The following is a 12,919-nucleotide window of genomic DNA, read 5'->3' as shown; positions in this document are numbered from 1 at the left end:
CCGTGCGGGCATGGCCTTCACGGAGAAACTGCTGACCGTGCCGCCGCCGGTCGAGGTGGCCGGGCGGCGCGTCAAGCGCTACCACGTCACCGCCGACCCGGCGGGCATCGCGCCCGAGGTGGAGAAGGCGGCGTACGCGATCCTGCCGGAGCTGCTGCCGGAGCCGGACGGCACGCCGCCGGCGACGTTCGTCGTCCTCCACCGGGGAGGGGACGACGGCGCCTATCTGAACGCGTACAGCTGGGTGTGGGACAACGTGCTGCACTTCGGCGGCGCGGCGGCCGGCCAGCCGGTGCTGGGCTGTCCCGACGACGACCCGGCGCACTTCGTCCGGCCCGGTCTGCCGTGGATCGGCTGCGTCTGGGAACTGCCGCCGATCCTGCACGAACGCGACGCGTGGGTGCGCCACATGCTCGCACCCGAACGCCCGGACCTGGCCGCCTACCTGGCCGACACCCTGCCCGAAGGAACCACAGGAGACCGCTCATGAGCAGCCCGCACGACTTCGACTTCTTCCACGGCGAGTGGACCGTCCGCCACCGCCGCCGCACCGACTTCCTCGACCCGGAGAGCTCCTGGGAGGAGTTCCCGGGGACGAACCACTGCCGGCCCCTGTTCGACGGGGCCGCGAACATCGACGAGATCGACATGCCGCACCTGGGCTGCAAGGGGCTGACCCTTCGGCTCTTCGACCAGGAGAGCCGTCAGTGGTCGCTGAACTGGTCGTCCAGCCGCAGCGGGAAGGTGTTCCCGCCGGTCGTCGGCCGGTTCGCGGGCGACCGGGGCGAGTTCCACGGGGACGACACGCACGACGGGAAGGACGTGCGGGTGCGGTACGTGTGGTCGGGGGTCTCCCCCGCCGCCGCCCGCTGGGAGCAGGCCTTCTCGGTGGACGGCGGGGAGATCTGGCTGACCAACTGGGTCATGGAGTTCACCCGGCCGGAGGCTTCCGGAACGAGCGCAGGCTGAAGCAGGGGTCGTCGCGGGGCCGGTCCTGGTCCGGGAGGGCCGCCAGCCGCTCGGCGAACCGTTCGGTCAGCGGGTCGCCGGGCGGCAGCACCGTGAACCAGCCGCGGCGCAGGTCGGCGATGGTGCCGCGGGGACTGCGGCCCTGTCCGAAGCCGCGGAAGGACGTCTGCCCGGCGGGACGCAGACCGTGCCGGGCGGCGTGCTCGGCGACCGCGCCTGCTTCGTCCTGGGCGGGGCGGCGCGGGCGCGGGGCGAGGACGGCGTCGAGGTCGCTGCCGACGTCGTGCGCGGCCGCCTTGTCGACGGTGGTGACGTAGACGCCGCCCGGTCTGAGGACGCGGGCGCACTCGCCGACGATGCGGTCGGCGTCGGCGGGGTCGTCCAGCAGGTGCAGCAGCCACACGCTGGTCACGGCGTCGAAGGTGCGGTCGGGGAAGGGCAGGCGGCGGCTGTCGGCCCGGACCACCGCCCCGGGCAGCCGGGCGGCGGCCATCCGGGTCATGCCCTGGGCCAGGTCCGCGCCGGTGACCCGCATGGCGGGCCGGGCCGCGGCCAGCCGGCGGGTGACGATGCCCGTGCCGCAGGCGACGTCGAGGAGGCGGTGGGCGCCGTCGGGTATCAGGCCGAGGACCGCCTCGGCGGCCGCGGCGGCACGGGCCTCGCCGCCGCGCGTCGCGTCGTAGGCGTCGGCTTCCTTCTCGTAGTCGAGCACGTGGCTCAGTGTGCTCCGTGGCCCGCGGCGAGTGCCTCCACCCGGCGGGCGAGTTCGAAGTCCTTCTCGGTGACGACGCCGCCCGCGCTGTGCGTGTTCACGGTGAGCGAGACCGTGTTGTATCCGAGGGTGAGGTCGGAGTGGTGGTCGAGTTCGTCCTGGACCTGGGCGATGTGCACGACCATCGCCGTCGCCGCGAAGTGCGAGCCGAGCCGGTAGGAGCGGGCGATGCGGTCGCCGTCCAGGGACCAGCCGGGCAGTTCGGCCAGCCGGTCCTCGATCTCCTTCTGCGACAGCGGTTCGACGGCCATCCCTGGCTCCCTTCCTGGGTGTCGGGTACCTGTTCAGCCTGCCACAGGCGGGCCGCCGGGGCGCTGGTCAGGAAGGTGCTGCGGGGTGATGCCGGGGTTCGGGGGCGGTGGTCGTCGACGGTGGACGGCGATCGTGGACGACGACTGTAGACAATCATCGTCGACAATCGACCGTCATCGCCGACAATGAACCGTCCCCGTCATCGTCGGCAACCAGCCGCCGGCGTCACCCCCGCCCGCACTCCGCCGCCAGATCGTCCGCCAGCGCCGCGATCCGGTCACGCCCCTCCACCCGCTCCACCCACCCGTGCGGCAGCCCGTGGTCCCCGTACCGGGCTCCCAGGATGTTCCCGCAGATGGAGCCGGTGGAGTCACTGTCACCCGAGTGGTTGACGGCGAGCAGCAGGGCGTCCTCGACGCGTGGCGCGGCGAGGGCGCTGTAGACGCCGATGGCGAGGGCCTCCTCGGCGATCCAGCCGGCGCCGAGCCTCTCCAGCTTCTCGGGGGTGCCGTCGCCGTCGGCGGCCAGGTCGAGGGCCCGGGTCAGGGCGGTGGTGGTCTCGTCGTGGCCGGGGTGGTGGGCCAGCAGGCGCAGGGTGCGCAGGACGGCGCCCTCGACGGAGTCCCCGGTGACGATGTGGGACACGATCGCGGCGAGCGCGCCGGCCGCGTAGTAGCCGGTGGGGTGGCCGTGGGTCATCTGGGCGCAGCGGGCGGCGAGCCCGAAGGCGCTGCCGGCGTCGGTGCGGGCGAGTCCGAAGGGTGCCGAGCGCATGACGGCGCCGCAGCCCTTGGAGTCGGGGTTGACGGGTCCGGGCGGGCCGAGTTCCGTCCAGGGTTCGGGGACGAAGTCATGGGCGAGTCCGGAAAGGCAGGCGTTGCCGGGGGCGCGCCGGGCGTACAGCCAGGGTTCGGAGACGAGGCCGCCGCGGGGGCCCTCGTGGGGGCTGCCGGTGGGGTGGGCCGGGTCGCTGGGCTCGGGTCCGGGTTTGAGTTGGGTCTCCAGCCAGCGTGCGTAGGCCTGGCGCAGCAGGTGGGACCAGCCGCCGCCGATGCCCTTGAGTCGTTCGCGTTCGGCGGCCTGCCGGATGCCCTCGACGGTGAAGAGGGTCATCTGGGTGTCGTCGCTGATGCGGCCGGTGACGCCGTCGGCGTCGGGGACGAGTCCGGTCACGCCGCGTGGGCCGTGTGTGGCGCGGATGGTGTCGAGGGAGCTGAACTCGACGGGGTAGCCGAGAGCGTCGCCGAGTGCTCCGCCGAGGAGGCAGCCTCGGACTCTGGCCCGGTACACGGCCGTGGCCTCCCAGGACGGTTTCCAGGGGTCGTTCATGCGCACACTCCTCGACTACGGTCGTACGTATGACCATTGTGTCCTCGCTTCGTCCCGCCGCCCCGGCCGGGCCCCCTGCCGTTTCCGGCACCGCGACCGCCGTGATCCCCGCCGACAAGGGAGTGGGGCCGCTGTTGCGGGCCTGGCGGGAGCGGCGGCGGATCAGTCAGCTGGAACTGGCCCTGCGTGCCGACTCCTCCGCCCGGCACATCAGCTTCGTCGAGACGGGCCGGTCGCGGCCGAGCGAGGAGATGGTGCTGCGGCTGGCCGAGCATCTGGACGTGCCGGTGCGGGAGCGCAACGCCCTGCTGCTGGCCGCCGGTTACGCCCCGCACTACCCCGAGACCCCTTTGAGCGACCCGGGGTTGGACGCGCTGCGGGACGGAATGGAGCGGCTGATCACGGGTTATGAGCCGTATCCGGCGCTGGTGGTCGACGCGACGTACACGGTTGTCGCCGCCAACCGGGGCATCGCGATGCTGCTGGAGGGTGTGCCGGAGTCGTTGCTGGCGCCGGCGCCGAACGCGATGCGGCTGACGCTGCATCCGGAGGGGCTCGCGCCGCGCATCCGTAATCTGAGGGAGTGGCGCGGGCATCTGCTGGATCAGATGGCGCGGCAGATCGCGCTGCACCGCTCGGACGCGCTGCGCGCGCTGTACGAGGAGGTGGCCGCCTATCCGGTTCCCGAGGAGGGGGGCGCGGGGGAACCGGCGGAGCCGGTGGCGTACTTCGCGTTGCCGATGCGGATCGAGCACGAGGGGCGGGTGTTGTCGTTCGTGTCCTCGATCTCCACCTTCAACACGCCGATGGACGTGACGGTCGCGGAGCTGGCGATCGAGACGTTCCTGCCGGCGGATCCGGCGACGGCGAAGTACTTGCATTCGCTGCTCGGTTGACCGGAGTTGTGACGTCCCTTTTCGGGGTCGAGCAGGTGTGCGAGGCCGTCTCGCGTGGCACACTGCTCGCGTACTTGGGCGCGTAGGGGAGGGCGTGGCGTGAGTGAGCGGCGGGCTGCGCCCACCGTTGGCCAGGTGGTGCTCGGCAAGCGGTTGCAGGAGTTGCGGGAGGCGTCCGGGCTGGGGCGTGACGAGGCGGCCCGGGTGCTGCGGGTGGCGTCGGCGACCGTGCGGCGGATGGAGATGGCCGAGGTCGCGCTGAAGATCCCGTACGTGCAGGTGCTGCTGGCGACGTACGGTGTGCCCGAGGAGGAGGCCACGGCGTTCGTGACGCTGGCCGAGGAGGCGAACCAGCCCGGTTGGTGGCAGCGGTTCCACGACGTGCTGCCGGACTGGTTCAGCATGTACGTGAGTCTGGAGGGCGCCGCCCGGGTCATCCGCTGCTACGAGCCGCACTTCGTGCCCGGTCTGTTGCAGACGGAGCAGTACGCGCGGGCGGTGATGGAGGCGGGCACGATCGGTCAGACCGGGCCGGAGACGATCGAGCGGCATGTGTCCTTGCGGATGGCCCGGCAGGGGTTGCTGGAGCGGGAGGATCCGCCGCACCTGTGGGTGATCATGGATGAGACGGTGCTGCGGCGGCCGGTGAGCGCGCACGCCGAGGTGATGCGCGACCAGTTGGACAGGCTGCTGGAGTACGCCGAGCGTGACCGTGTCACGATCCAGGTGGCCGAGTTCACGAACGGGCCGCACCCGGGGACGTACGCGCCGTTCTCGCTGTTCCGTTTCGCCGAGCCGGAGTTGCCGGACATGGTCTACACGGAGTACCTGACCGGCGCCCTGTACCTGGACTCCCGCAAGGAGGTCTCCGCGCATCTGGAGGTCCTGGACCACATGACGGCGCGCGCGGCGTCGGTGCAGCGGACCCTGAGGATCCTTCGGGAGTGCCGTGCGATGTACTGATCGGGCACCGTCGCAGGGCATTCTCCGCATCCCGCATGTCCCCGTCGGCTCAGCCGACTCACGCCGAGGAGCGCACACCGTATGACCGGATCCGACGCCGCCGCCCCCCGTATCGACACCAGCCGGCCGCATCCGGCCCGGGTGTACGACTGGTGGCTGGGCGGCAAGGACAACTACCCGGTGGACGAGGAGCTGGCGCGGAAGATCCTCGCCGTGGACGGCACGGTGGTGCGCGGGGCGCGTGCCAACCGCCGGTTCATGCAGCGGGCGGTCCGTGTGGTCGCCGAGGCGGGGGTGCGGCAGTTCCTCGACATCGGGACCGGTATCCCGACCGAGCCGAACCTGCACCAGGTGGCGCAGCGGGTGGCTGCGGAGTCCAGGGTCGTGTACGCCGACAACGACCCGATCGTGCTGCGGCACGCCGAGGCGCTGCTGCACGGCTCCGCCGAGGGCAGCACCGAGTACGTGCACGCGGACGTCCGCGATCCCGACACCATTCTGCGGCTGGCCGGCGGGTCGCTGGACTTCTCGCGGCCCGTGGCGCTGTCGATGGTCGCGCTGACGCACTATCTCGGTGACGCGGTCGACGGGGACGATGTGTACGGCCTGCTCAAGGGGTACGTCGACGCGCTCGCGCCCGGCAGCTTTCTGATCCTGTCCCAGGTCACTCCTGATCTGAACCCGGAGGCGATCGAGAAGGCCGCCGGTCTGTTCCGTCGCAACGGGACCCCGTTCCACCCGCGTGCTCTCGCCGAGTTCTCCCGTTTCTTCGACGGGTTGGAGTTGTTGGGCCCGGGGGTCATCCCGGTGACCGGCTGGCGGCCGGAGCCCGAGGACGTGGCGGTCCAGGCGGAGGGCATCGTGCCGGTGTACGCGGGGGTGGCCCGCAAGCCCTGAGGGTCGCGGGCCCTGTCCGCAGCGGCAGGTCAGGCCGCTCCGCCCTTGGTGTTCTTGTCGTCGTCGACGATCTCCGCGTCGACGACGCCTTCGTCGTCCGGTGCCGCGGAGTGCTGTCCGGCGGTGTCGGTGGGGGTCTGCTGGGCCCGTTGGGCCTGTTGGGTCTGGGCGTACATGGCCTGACCCATCTTCTGGCTGACGGTGGCGAGTTTCTCGACGCCGGTGCGCAGGGCGCTGGTTTCCGCGTTCTGTTCGAGGAGGCTCCTGACCTCCGCGCAGGCGGACTCGACCTCGGGTTTCGTGTCGGCCGGGATCCTGTCGCCGTTGTCGTGGAGGAACTTCTCGGTCTGGTAGACGAGTTGTTCGGCCTGGTTGCGGGTCTCGGCGGTCTCGCGGCGTTCGCGGTCCTCCTCGGCGTACTGTTCGGCCTCCCGCATCATGCGGTCGATGTCGTCCTTGGGCAGGGCGGAGCCGCCGGTGACGGTCATCTTCTGTTCGCGGCCGGTGGCGAGGTCCTTCGCGGAGACGTGCATGATGCCGTTGGCGTCGATGTCGAAGGCGACCTCGATCTGGGGGACGCCGCGCGGGGCGGGCGGCAGGCCGGTGAGGTCGAAGACGCCGAGCTTCTTGTTGTAGGCGGCGATCTCGCGTTCGCCCTGGTAGACCTGGATGCCCACCGAGGGCTGGTTGTCGGTGGCGGTGGTGAAGATCTCCGAACGGCGGGTGGGGATCGTGGTGTTGCGTTCGATCAGTTTGGTCATGATGCCGCCCTTGGTCTCGATGCCCAGGGACAGCGGGGTGACGTCGAGGAGGAGGACGTCCTTGACGTCGCCGCGGATGACGCCGGCCTGGAGGGTGGCGCCGACGGCGACCACCTCGTCGGGGTTGACGCCCTTGTGGGGGTCCTTGCCGGTGAGTTCCTTGACGAGATCGGTGACGGCGGGCATGCGGGTGGAGCCGCCGACGAGGATGACGTGGTCGATCGCGGAGAGCTGGACGCCGGCGTCCGTGACCGCCTGGTGGAAGGGGGTCCTGCACCGGTCGAGCAGGTCGGCGGTGAGCTCCTGGAACTGGGCCCTCGTCAGTTTCTCCTCCAGGTGCAGCGGGCCCTCGGCGGAGGCGGTGATGTAGGGCAGGTTGATGCTGGTCTCGGAGGACGACGACAGTTCGATCTTGGCTTTCTCGGCGGCCTCGCGCAGTCGCTGCACGGCCATCTTGTCGCCGGTGAGGTCGATGCCGTACTGCCCCTTGAAGCGTGCCGCGAGGTGTTCGACGATCCGCTGGTCCCAGTCGTCGCCGCCGAGGTGGGTGTCTCCGTTGGTGGCCTTGACCTCGATGACGCCGTCGCCGATCTCCAGGAGGGAGACGTCGAAGGTGCCGCCGCCGAGGTCGAAGACGAGGACGGTCTGTTCCTCGCCGCGGTCGAGGCCGTAGGCGAGGGCGGCGGCGGTCGGCTCGTTGATGATCCTGAGGACCTTCAGGCCGGCGATCTCCCCGGCTTCCTTGGTGGCCTGCCGCTGGGCGTCGTCGAAGTACGCCGGTACGGTGATCACCGCGTCGGTGACGTCCTCGCCGAGGTAGGCCTCCGCGTCCCGCTTGAGTTTCTGGAGCACCCGTGCCGACAGTTCCTGGGCGCGGTAGCGGGTGCCGTCGACGGAGCCCTGTTCTGGGAAGCGCCAGTCGGGGTCGCCCATGTGGCGTTTCACCGAGCGGGCGGTGCGGTCGACGTTGGTGACGGCCTGCCGTTTGGCGACCTCGCCGACGAGTACCTCGCCGTTCTTGGCGAAGGCGACGACGGACGGTGTGGTCCGTGCGCCCTCGGCGTTGGCGACGACGGTGGCCTCACCGCCTTCCAGGACGGCCACCACCGAGTTCGTGGTTCCGAGATCGATTCCCACCGCGCGTGCCATCTGCTCTCCCCTTCCGCCAGGGCGCCGGCTCGTTCCGCCTTCCCAGCACAGGATGCGGGTGGGCCGTTGTCAATGGCGGTACCCCGGGGCCGGCGGACAAGACGGTGCCGCGCCCTCGGTGGGAGGGCGCGGCACGGGTCCTGGGGCGGGGGTCAGGCGAGCTTCGCCGACAGGGTGATGGTGGTGCCGGTGAGGGCCTGGCTGACGGGGCAGTTCTTCTTGGCGTCCTCGGCGGCGGCGACGAACGCGTCGTTGTCGAGGCCGGGAACGGTGCCCTCGACGGTGAGGTGGATGCCGGTGATGCCCTCGCCCGGCTGGAAGGTGACGTCGGCGGAGGTGACGAGCTTGGTGGGCGGGGTGCCGGCGCCGGTCAGGCCGTGCGACAGCGCCATGGAGAAGCAGCTGGAGTGGGCGGCGGCGATCAGCTCCTCGGGGCTGGTCTTGCCGTTCGCCTGCTCGGCGCGCGACGGCCACGACACCGGCTGCTGGCCGATGCCGGAGGAGTCGAAGGTGACGACGCCGTTGCCCTCGAGCAGGTTGCCTTCCCAGACGGTGTGTGCGGTGCGCGTGGTAGCCACGGTGTGTCCTTTCGCGTGTGATTCCGTGTCCGGGATCCGTAGTGCGGGCCCGTTGTCCGGGATCCGTGGTCCGGCTTCCCTTGTCCGGGTCCGTAGTCCGGGTTCCGTCGCTCCCATCCGATCACATTCCGGCCCGTCGTACCCGCAGGACCCGGTTCACCGCGGGTGAACGGCGAGCGGCGCTCAGGCGACCCTCCTGTCCCGCTCGGTGTCCGCGTCGGTGTCCGCCTCGGTGTCCGTGACCGGTACCTCGGGTCCGTTGGACTCGCGCAGCCAGCGGCGCAGGACGCGGTGCACCTGTTCGGCGCCGGTGATCTGCTCGCCGTCGTCGGCGGGCGGGGACAGGGCGAGCGGGGACAGCAGGAAGGGGCGGGCCTGGGCGCCGCCGAGGCCGCCGTGGGAGCCGATCTGCTCCTCGAAGGCGAGGACTTCGCCGTCTGCGGGGTCGTGGAAGGAGTTGACCATGATGTCGGCGGTGTGCGGGAAGGAGTGGGTGCGGCGGACGGCGTCGGCGGCGCCGGGGCCGAAGACGGCCAGCGGACCGGGTTCGTCGTCGAGTCGTCGGAGAGGGACCTCGGCGCCGTGCGCGCCGAGCACCACGCCGTCGTGTTCGGCGCTGCTGACCAGGAGGAAGCCGACGCCGGGGTGGTTGGCGAGGGTGGCGAGCAGGGCGGGGTGGCGGGCGTCGATCTCCTCCTTGGTCATGCGGTGGTGGACGTCCGGGAAGGAGATCAGGCCGAGGTTGCCGGAGGCGAGCACGATCGGCTCGGAGTGCCGGGCGGGGCGGCTGCGTTCGCCGCGGGTCTCGGCGGGGCGGCGCAGGGCGGCGCGGACGGCGGCCCGGGCCTCGGCGCCGCTGTGGGTGCGTTCGGCCTTGCGTGGGACGGGCAGGCCGCAGCCGGCGCGGACGAGGTCGGCGAGGGTGAGGCCGTAGCGGGCGCGGAAGGTTTCACCGGGGCTCTGCCCGTGGTCGGACAGGACGACGATCCGGTAGGGGCGGGGGGCGTGTTCGGCGACGTTCTCGATCAGGGCGAGGGACCGGTCGAGCCGGGCCAGGACCTTCTCGGCGTCGCGGCTGCGCGGTCCGGAGTGGTGGGCGACCTCGTCGTAGGCGACGAGGTCGGCGTAGACGGCGGTGCGGCCGGCGAGCATGTCGCCCATGACGGCGGTGACGACGACGTCCCGTTCGACGACGGTGGCGAAGGCGCGGACGAACGGGTAGAGGCCGCCGCGGCCCACGCGTGGGCGCTGCTTGCGCAGCCGGGCGTGGGTGGACTGGCCGATCTCGCGGCCGACCTCGGCGATGAAGGACAGGGCGGTGCGGACGGCGTTGGCGGGGTCGGAGAAGTACGCGAAGTAGCCGGCCCGCGAGCGGTTCTCACGGCCGCGGCGACGGGTGGCGATGGACAGCACGAGGGCCTGTTCGTCGGCGCCGCCGCTGAAGAGGTTGCCGCGGCTGGCGCCGTCCACGGTGAGCAGTCCGCCGTCGCCTGTATGCGATGTGGCGCGGCGCTGGAGTTCGGCGGCACTCGCCGGTCGATTGCATACCATCACCTCGCCCCGGTCCTTCTCGTACCAGCGGAAGGCGGGGACGTCGAAGGTGCTGCCGTGCAGGATGCCGAGCTGGCTGGCGCCGGTCTGGCTGGACCAGTCGGTGTGCCAGGGGGTGAGCCGGTACGCGGGCGGCGTGCCGTCGCCGCCGGCGAGCCAGCGGCCGACGGTGGGCATCACGCCCTTGGCGACGGCGGCGGTGAGTACGTCGTGGCCGACGCCGTCGAGTTGGACGAAGACGGTGCCGGGTCCGGCCGGGCAGGGCGGGTGGGCTCTTCGGCGGCGGTCGGCGAGCCGGTGCAGTCTGCGCCGGTAGGCGTCGTCGTCGCGGACGGTGAGGGCGGCGCCCGTGGCGGAGGCGACGGCGGACATCACGGCGGCGACGATGACGGCGGTCTCGGGTGCGGCCTCGCTGTCGCCGGAGGGGTTGATCCGCAGGGCGAGCAGGAGCAGCGAGCCGTTGAGGAAGAACACCAGCAGGCCGAGGACGAGGGCGGGCACGAGCAGCAGCAGCCGTACGAGGAGGGGCCACACGACGGCCGACAGGACACCGAAGGCGCCGGCGCCGAACGCGGCGGTGACGGCGATGCGGGTGGCGCTGTCGCCGTCGGCGGACTGGAGCTGGAAGTCGGGCAGGAGGCCGGCGAGCACGAGCATGGTGAGGGTGGAGACCACCCATACCGCGATGCTCCGTCCGATCTGACCGGCGATCCGCCGCCACCGCCCGCCACGCACGCCCGTGCTCCTTCGACGTCGCCGGCCCGCGGCCGCCGCGGGCGTTCGATGCCCCACCCTGTCATACGGGCCGTGCGGCCGCCCCGGCTGCCCGCGGCTACCGGCCGTCGTAGCCGGCGGTGGGCATCGACAGTCTGCGGTGCACGTGTGCCTTCATCTGCGCGTCGTAGCGGGGTTCGGCCCGTCCGACGGTCTCCACGCGCACTCCGCGCCGGCTCGCTTCGGCGGTGAACTCCTCGACGGAGGACAGCGCGGACTCCAGGACGCGGTGACTGGGGGCGACGAACAGGTCGAGTCCGGGGCGGACGCCGTCCCAGAGCGCCGCGTGGTCGTGGCGCAGCCGTCGTACGAGGAGTTCGCGGGCGATGACGTAGCCGTGCTCGGCGGCCCAGCGGGCGCACATCGCGTGCTGGCTGCGGGAGTCGACGAGGAAGGGGTCGATCTCCAGCTCCTCCAGGGGAGTCAGGCTGGCGATCGCGGTGACCCGTACCAGCGCGGCCCTGCCGGAGGCAACCCGTACCTGTCCCATGGCGTCCCCCTCACCTCCGGGTTTTCCCGCCGACCCTACTCCTGCCCGTAGGCTTCGGGGAGTCGCACGAAGGAGGCAATGCGGTGCCGGTGGAGATCACCTGGTGGGGTCACGCCACCTGCACGGTCGAGGATTCGGACACGCGGGTGCTCACCGATCCTCTGTTCGCCCGCCGGCTCGCGCATCTGCGCCGACGGCGGGGTGCGCTGCCGCCGCCGGGGGCGTGGCACGCGGACGTGGCGCTGGTGTCGCATCTGCACGCCGACCATCTGCATGTGCCGTCGCTGGCGCGGCTCGCGCCGGGCACGCGCCTGCTCGTGCCCCGGGGCGCGCCCCGTGCGGTGCCGGGGCTGCGCCGGCTCGAGGCCTTGCGGATCACGGAGGTGGTGCCCGGGGACCGGGTGGAGGTGGGTCCGCTGGTGGTGCGGGTGGTGTCCGCGCGGCACGACGGGCGGCGGCTGCCGGTGGGGCCGCACCGCTCCCCCGCGCTCGGGTATGTCGTGGAAGGGGACGCGCGGACGTACTTCGCCGGGGACACGGGCCTGTTCGAGTCGATGGCCGAGGAGGTCGGGCCGGTGGACGTGGCGTTGCTGCCGGTGGGCGGCTGGGGCCCGTACCTCGGCGAGGGGCACCTGGACGCGGGGCGGGCGGCGCGGGCGCTGGCCGGGCTGGCGCCGCGGGTCGCGGTGCCGGTGCACTACGGGACGTACTGGCCGATCGGTATGGACGCGGTGCGCCCGCACGAGTTCCATGCGCCGGGTGACGAGTTCGTGCGGCGTGCGGCGGCGCACGCGCCGGGGGTGGTGGTGCACCGGCTGGGGCACGGGGAGAGCGTGCGCCTGGAGGTTGCGCGGTGATACGGCTCGCCGCCGTCGTGACGCTCGTGCCGGCCGAGTCGACCCAGCAGGCCCTCGGGTATCCGTCGCTGTTCCTGCTGGTGCTGATCGGGGCGTTGGTGCCGGTGGTGCCGACGGGCGCGCTGGTGAGTTCCGCCGCGGTGGTGGCGTTCCATCAGACGGCGCCGTTCTCGCTGGCGCTGGTGTTCGTGACGGCGTCGGTGGCGGCGTTCCTCGGGGACGCGGCGCTGTACTGGCTCGGGCGGCGTGGAATGGGGTCGAAGAACGGGTCGCGGTGGCTGGCGGCGATCCGGCAGCGGGCGCCGGAGGAGCGGCTGACGCAGGCGCAGGGGAAGCTCGCCGAGCACAATGTGGCGGTGCTGGTGCTGTCCCGGCTGGTGCCGGCGGGGCGGATCCCGGTGATGCTGGCCTGTCTGATGGCCGAGTGGCCGCTGAGACGGTTCGCGCGGGGCAATCTGCCCGCGTGTCTGGCGTGGGCGGCGACGTATCAGGTGATCGGGATCCTCGGCGGGTCGCTGTTCCCCCGCCCGTGGGAGGGCGTGGTCGCGGCGGGGGGGCCGGCCCCGGGGGGGGGGGCCCCCCCCCGCCGGGGGGGGCCCCCCCCCCGGGGCCCCCCGGGCCCCCGGGGGGAAACAAGGCGGGGGCGCCACGGTGCCGGATCCCCCCCCCCCCCCGGCCCAC

The 12,919-nt window shown here is 72.3% G+C and carries 13 protein-coding genes and 1 pseudogene; 7 read left to right on the top strand and 7 right to left on the bottom strand.

What is annotated here, in order from left to right:
• Positions 1 to 10: 10 nt before the first annotated feature.
• Together ACFY01_RS26085 and ACFY01_RS26080 are read left to right on the top strand one after the other, a co-directional pair.
• Entirely contained in the window at positions 11 to 490 is a 480-nt protein-coding gene (locus ACFY01_RS26085) for a hypothetical protein (RefSeq protein WP_390738148.1), read from the top strand.
• Entirely contained in the window at positions 487 to 969 is a 483-nt protein-coding gene (locus ACFY01_RS26080; protein WP_390738147.1) for a hypothetical protein, read from the top strand. Before ACFY01_RS26085 ends, ACFY01_RS26080 begins: the two co-directional genes overlap by 4 nt.
• Here the strand turns inward: ACFY01_RS26080 and ACFY01_RS26075 are convergent.
• The 3 genes from ACFY01_RS26075 to ACFY01_RS26065 form a co-directional block, all read right to left on the bottom strand.
• Entirely contained in the window at positions 932 to 1,681 is a 750-nt protein-coding gene (locus ACFY01_RS26075; protein ID WP_390738146.1) for a class I SAM-dependent methyltransferase, read from the bottom strand. The genes ACFY01_RS26080 and ACFY01_RS26075 overlap by 38 nt on opposite strands.
• A gap of 5 nt (positions 1,682 to 1,686) precedes the next feature.
• Positions 1,687 to 1,992 carry a 4a-hydroxytetrahydrobiopterin dehydratase gene (locus ACFY01_RS26070; RefSeq protein WP_390738145.1) on the bottom strand — a complete coding sequence of 102 codons (306 nt, stop codon included), beginning with the start codon at positions 1,990 to 1,992 and terminating at the stop codon, positions 1,687 to 1,689.
• Positions 1,993 to 2,218: 226 nt separating this feature from the next.
• Positions 2,219 to 3,322, bottom strand: a complete 1,104-nt coding sequence (locus ACFY01_RS26065; protein ID WP_390738144.1) for an ADP-ribosylglycohydrolase family protein — start codon at positions 3,320 to 3,322, stop codon at positions 2,219 to 2,221.
• Between the two features lie 29 nt (positions 3,323 to 3,351).
• Between ACFY01_RS26065 and ACFY01_RS26060 the strand changes: the two genes are divergently transcribed.
• The 3 genes from ACFY01_RS26060 to ACFY01_RS26050 all read left to right on the top strand — a co-directional run bounded on the left by ACFY01_RS26060 (position 3,352) and on the right by ACFY01_RS26050 (position 6,078).
• Positions 3,352 to 4,218 carry a helix-turn-helix domain-containing protein gene (locus tag ACFY01_RS26060; RefSeq protein WP_390738143.1) on the top strand — a complete coding sequence of 289 codons (867 nt, stop codon included), beginning with the start codon at positions 3,352 to 3,354 and terminating at the stop codon, positions 4,216 to 4,218.
• A 99-nt stretch (positions 4,219 to 4,317) separates the two neighbouring features.
• The gene (locus ACFY01_RS26055) at positions 4,318 to 5,181 is read left to right on the top strand and encodes a helix-turn-helix domain-containing protein (protein ID WP_390738142.1); all 864 of its coding nucleotides are present in this window, start codon (positions 4,318 to 4,320) and stop codon (positions 5,179 to 5,181) included.
• Between the two features lie 81 nt (positions 5,182 to 5,262).
• Entirely contained in the window at positions 5,263 to 6,078 is an 816-nt protein-coding gene (locus ACFY01_RS26050) for an SAM-dependent methyltransferase (RefSeq protein WP_390738141.1), read from the top strand.
• Positions 6,079 to 6,107: 29 nt separating this feature from the next.
• Here ACFY01_RS26050 and dnaK read toward each other — a convergent pair whose 3' ends face one another.
• The 4 genes from dnaK to ACFY01_RS26030 all read right to left on the bottom strand — a co-directional run bounded on the left by dnaK (position 6,108) and on the right by ACFY01_RS26030 (position 11,381).
• Positions 6,108 to 7,988 carry a molecular chaperone DnaK gene (gene dnaK / locus ACFY01_RS26045; RefSeq protein ID WP_390738140.1) on the bottom strand — a complete coding sequence of 627 codons (1,881 nt, stop codon included), beginning with the start codon at positions 7,986 to 7,988 and terminating at the stop codon, positions 6,108 to 6,110.
• A gap of 152 nt (positions 7,989 to 8,140) precedes the next feature.
• Positions 8,141 to 8,566 carry an OsmC family protein gene (locus ACFY01_RS26040; RefSeq protein WP_390738139.1) on the bottom strand — a complete coding sequence of 142 codons (426 nt, stop codon included), beginning with the start codon at positions 8,564 to 8,566 and terminating at the stop codon, positions 8,141 to 8,143.
• A 183-nt stretch (positions 8,567 to 8,749) separates the two neighbouring features.
• Positions 8,750 to 10,852 (bottom strand): phage holin family protein, encoded by a 2,103-nt coding sequence (locus ACFY01_RS26035; RefSeq protein WP_390738138.1) that lies wholly within the window; start codon positions 10,850 to 10,852, stop codon positions 8,750 to 8,752.
• Positions 10,853 to 10,949: 97 nt separating this feature from the next.
• Positions 10,950 to 11,381 carry a hypothetical protein gene (locus tag ACFY01_RS26030; protein ID WP_390738137.1) on the bottom strand — a complete coding sequence of 144 codons (432 nt, stop codon included), beginning with the start codon at positions 11,379 to 11,381 and terminating at the stop codon, positions 10,950 to 10,952.
• Positions 11,382 to 11,464: 83 nt separating this feature from the next.
• Between ACFY01_RS26030 and ACFY01_RS26025 the strand changes: the two genes are divergently transcribed.
• Positions 11,465 to 12,238, top strand: a complete 774-nt coding sequence (locus tag ACFY01_RS26025; RefSeq protein ID WP_390738136.1) for an MBL fold metallo-hydrolase — start codon at positions 11,465 to 11,467, stop codon at positions 12,236 to 12,238.
• Positions 12,235 to 12,789 (top strand): annotated as a pseudogene (locus ACFY01_RS26020) (DedA family protein); the annotation flags it as partial. The gene ACFY01_RS26025 and the pseudogene ACFY01_RS26020, both read left to right, overlap by 4 nt.
• Between the last annotated feature and the right edge of the window lie 130 nt (positions 12,790 to 12,919).

Origin of the sequence: Streptomyces sp. NPDC001480 (genome assembly GCF_042894725.1) — a bacterium.
GTDB lineage: Bacteria > Actinomycetota > Actinomycetes > Streptomycetales > Streptomycetaceae > Streptomyces.
The sequence above is the reverse complement of the archived record's forward strand: the minus strand, read 5'-3'. Positions and strand labels throughout refer to the sequence as shown.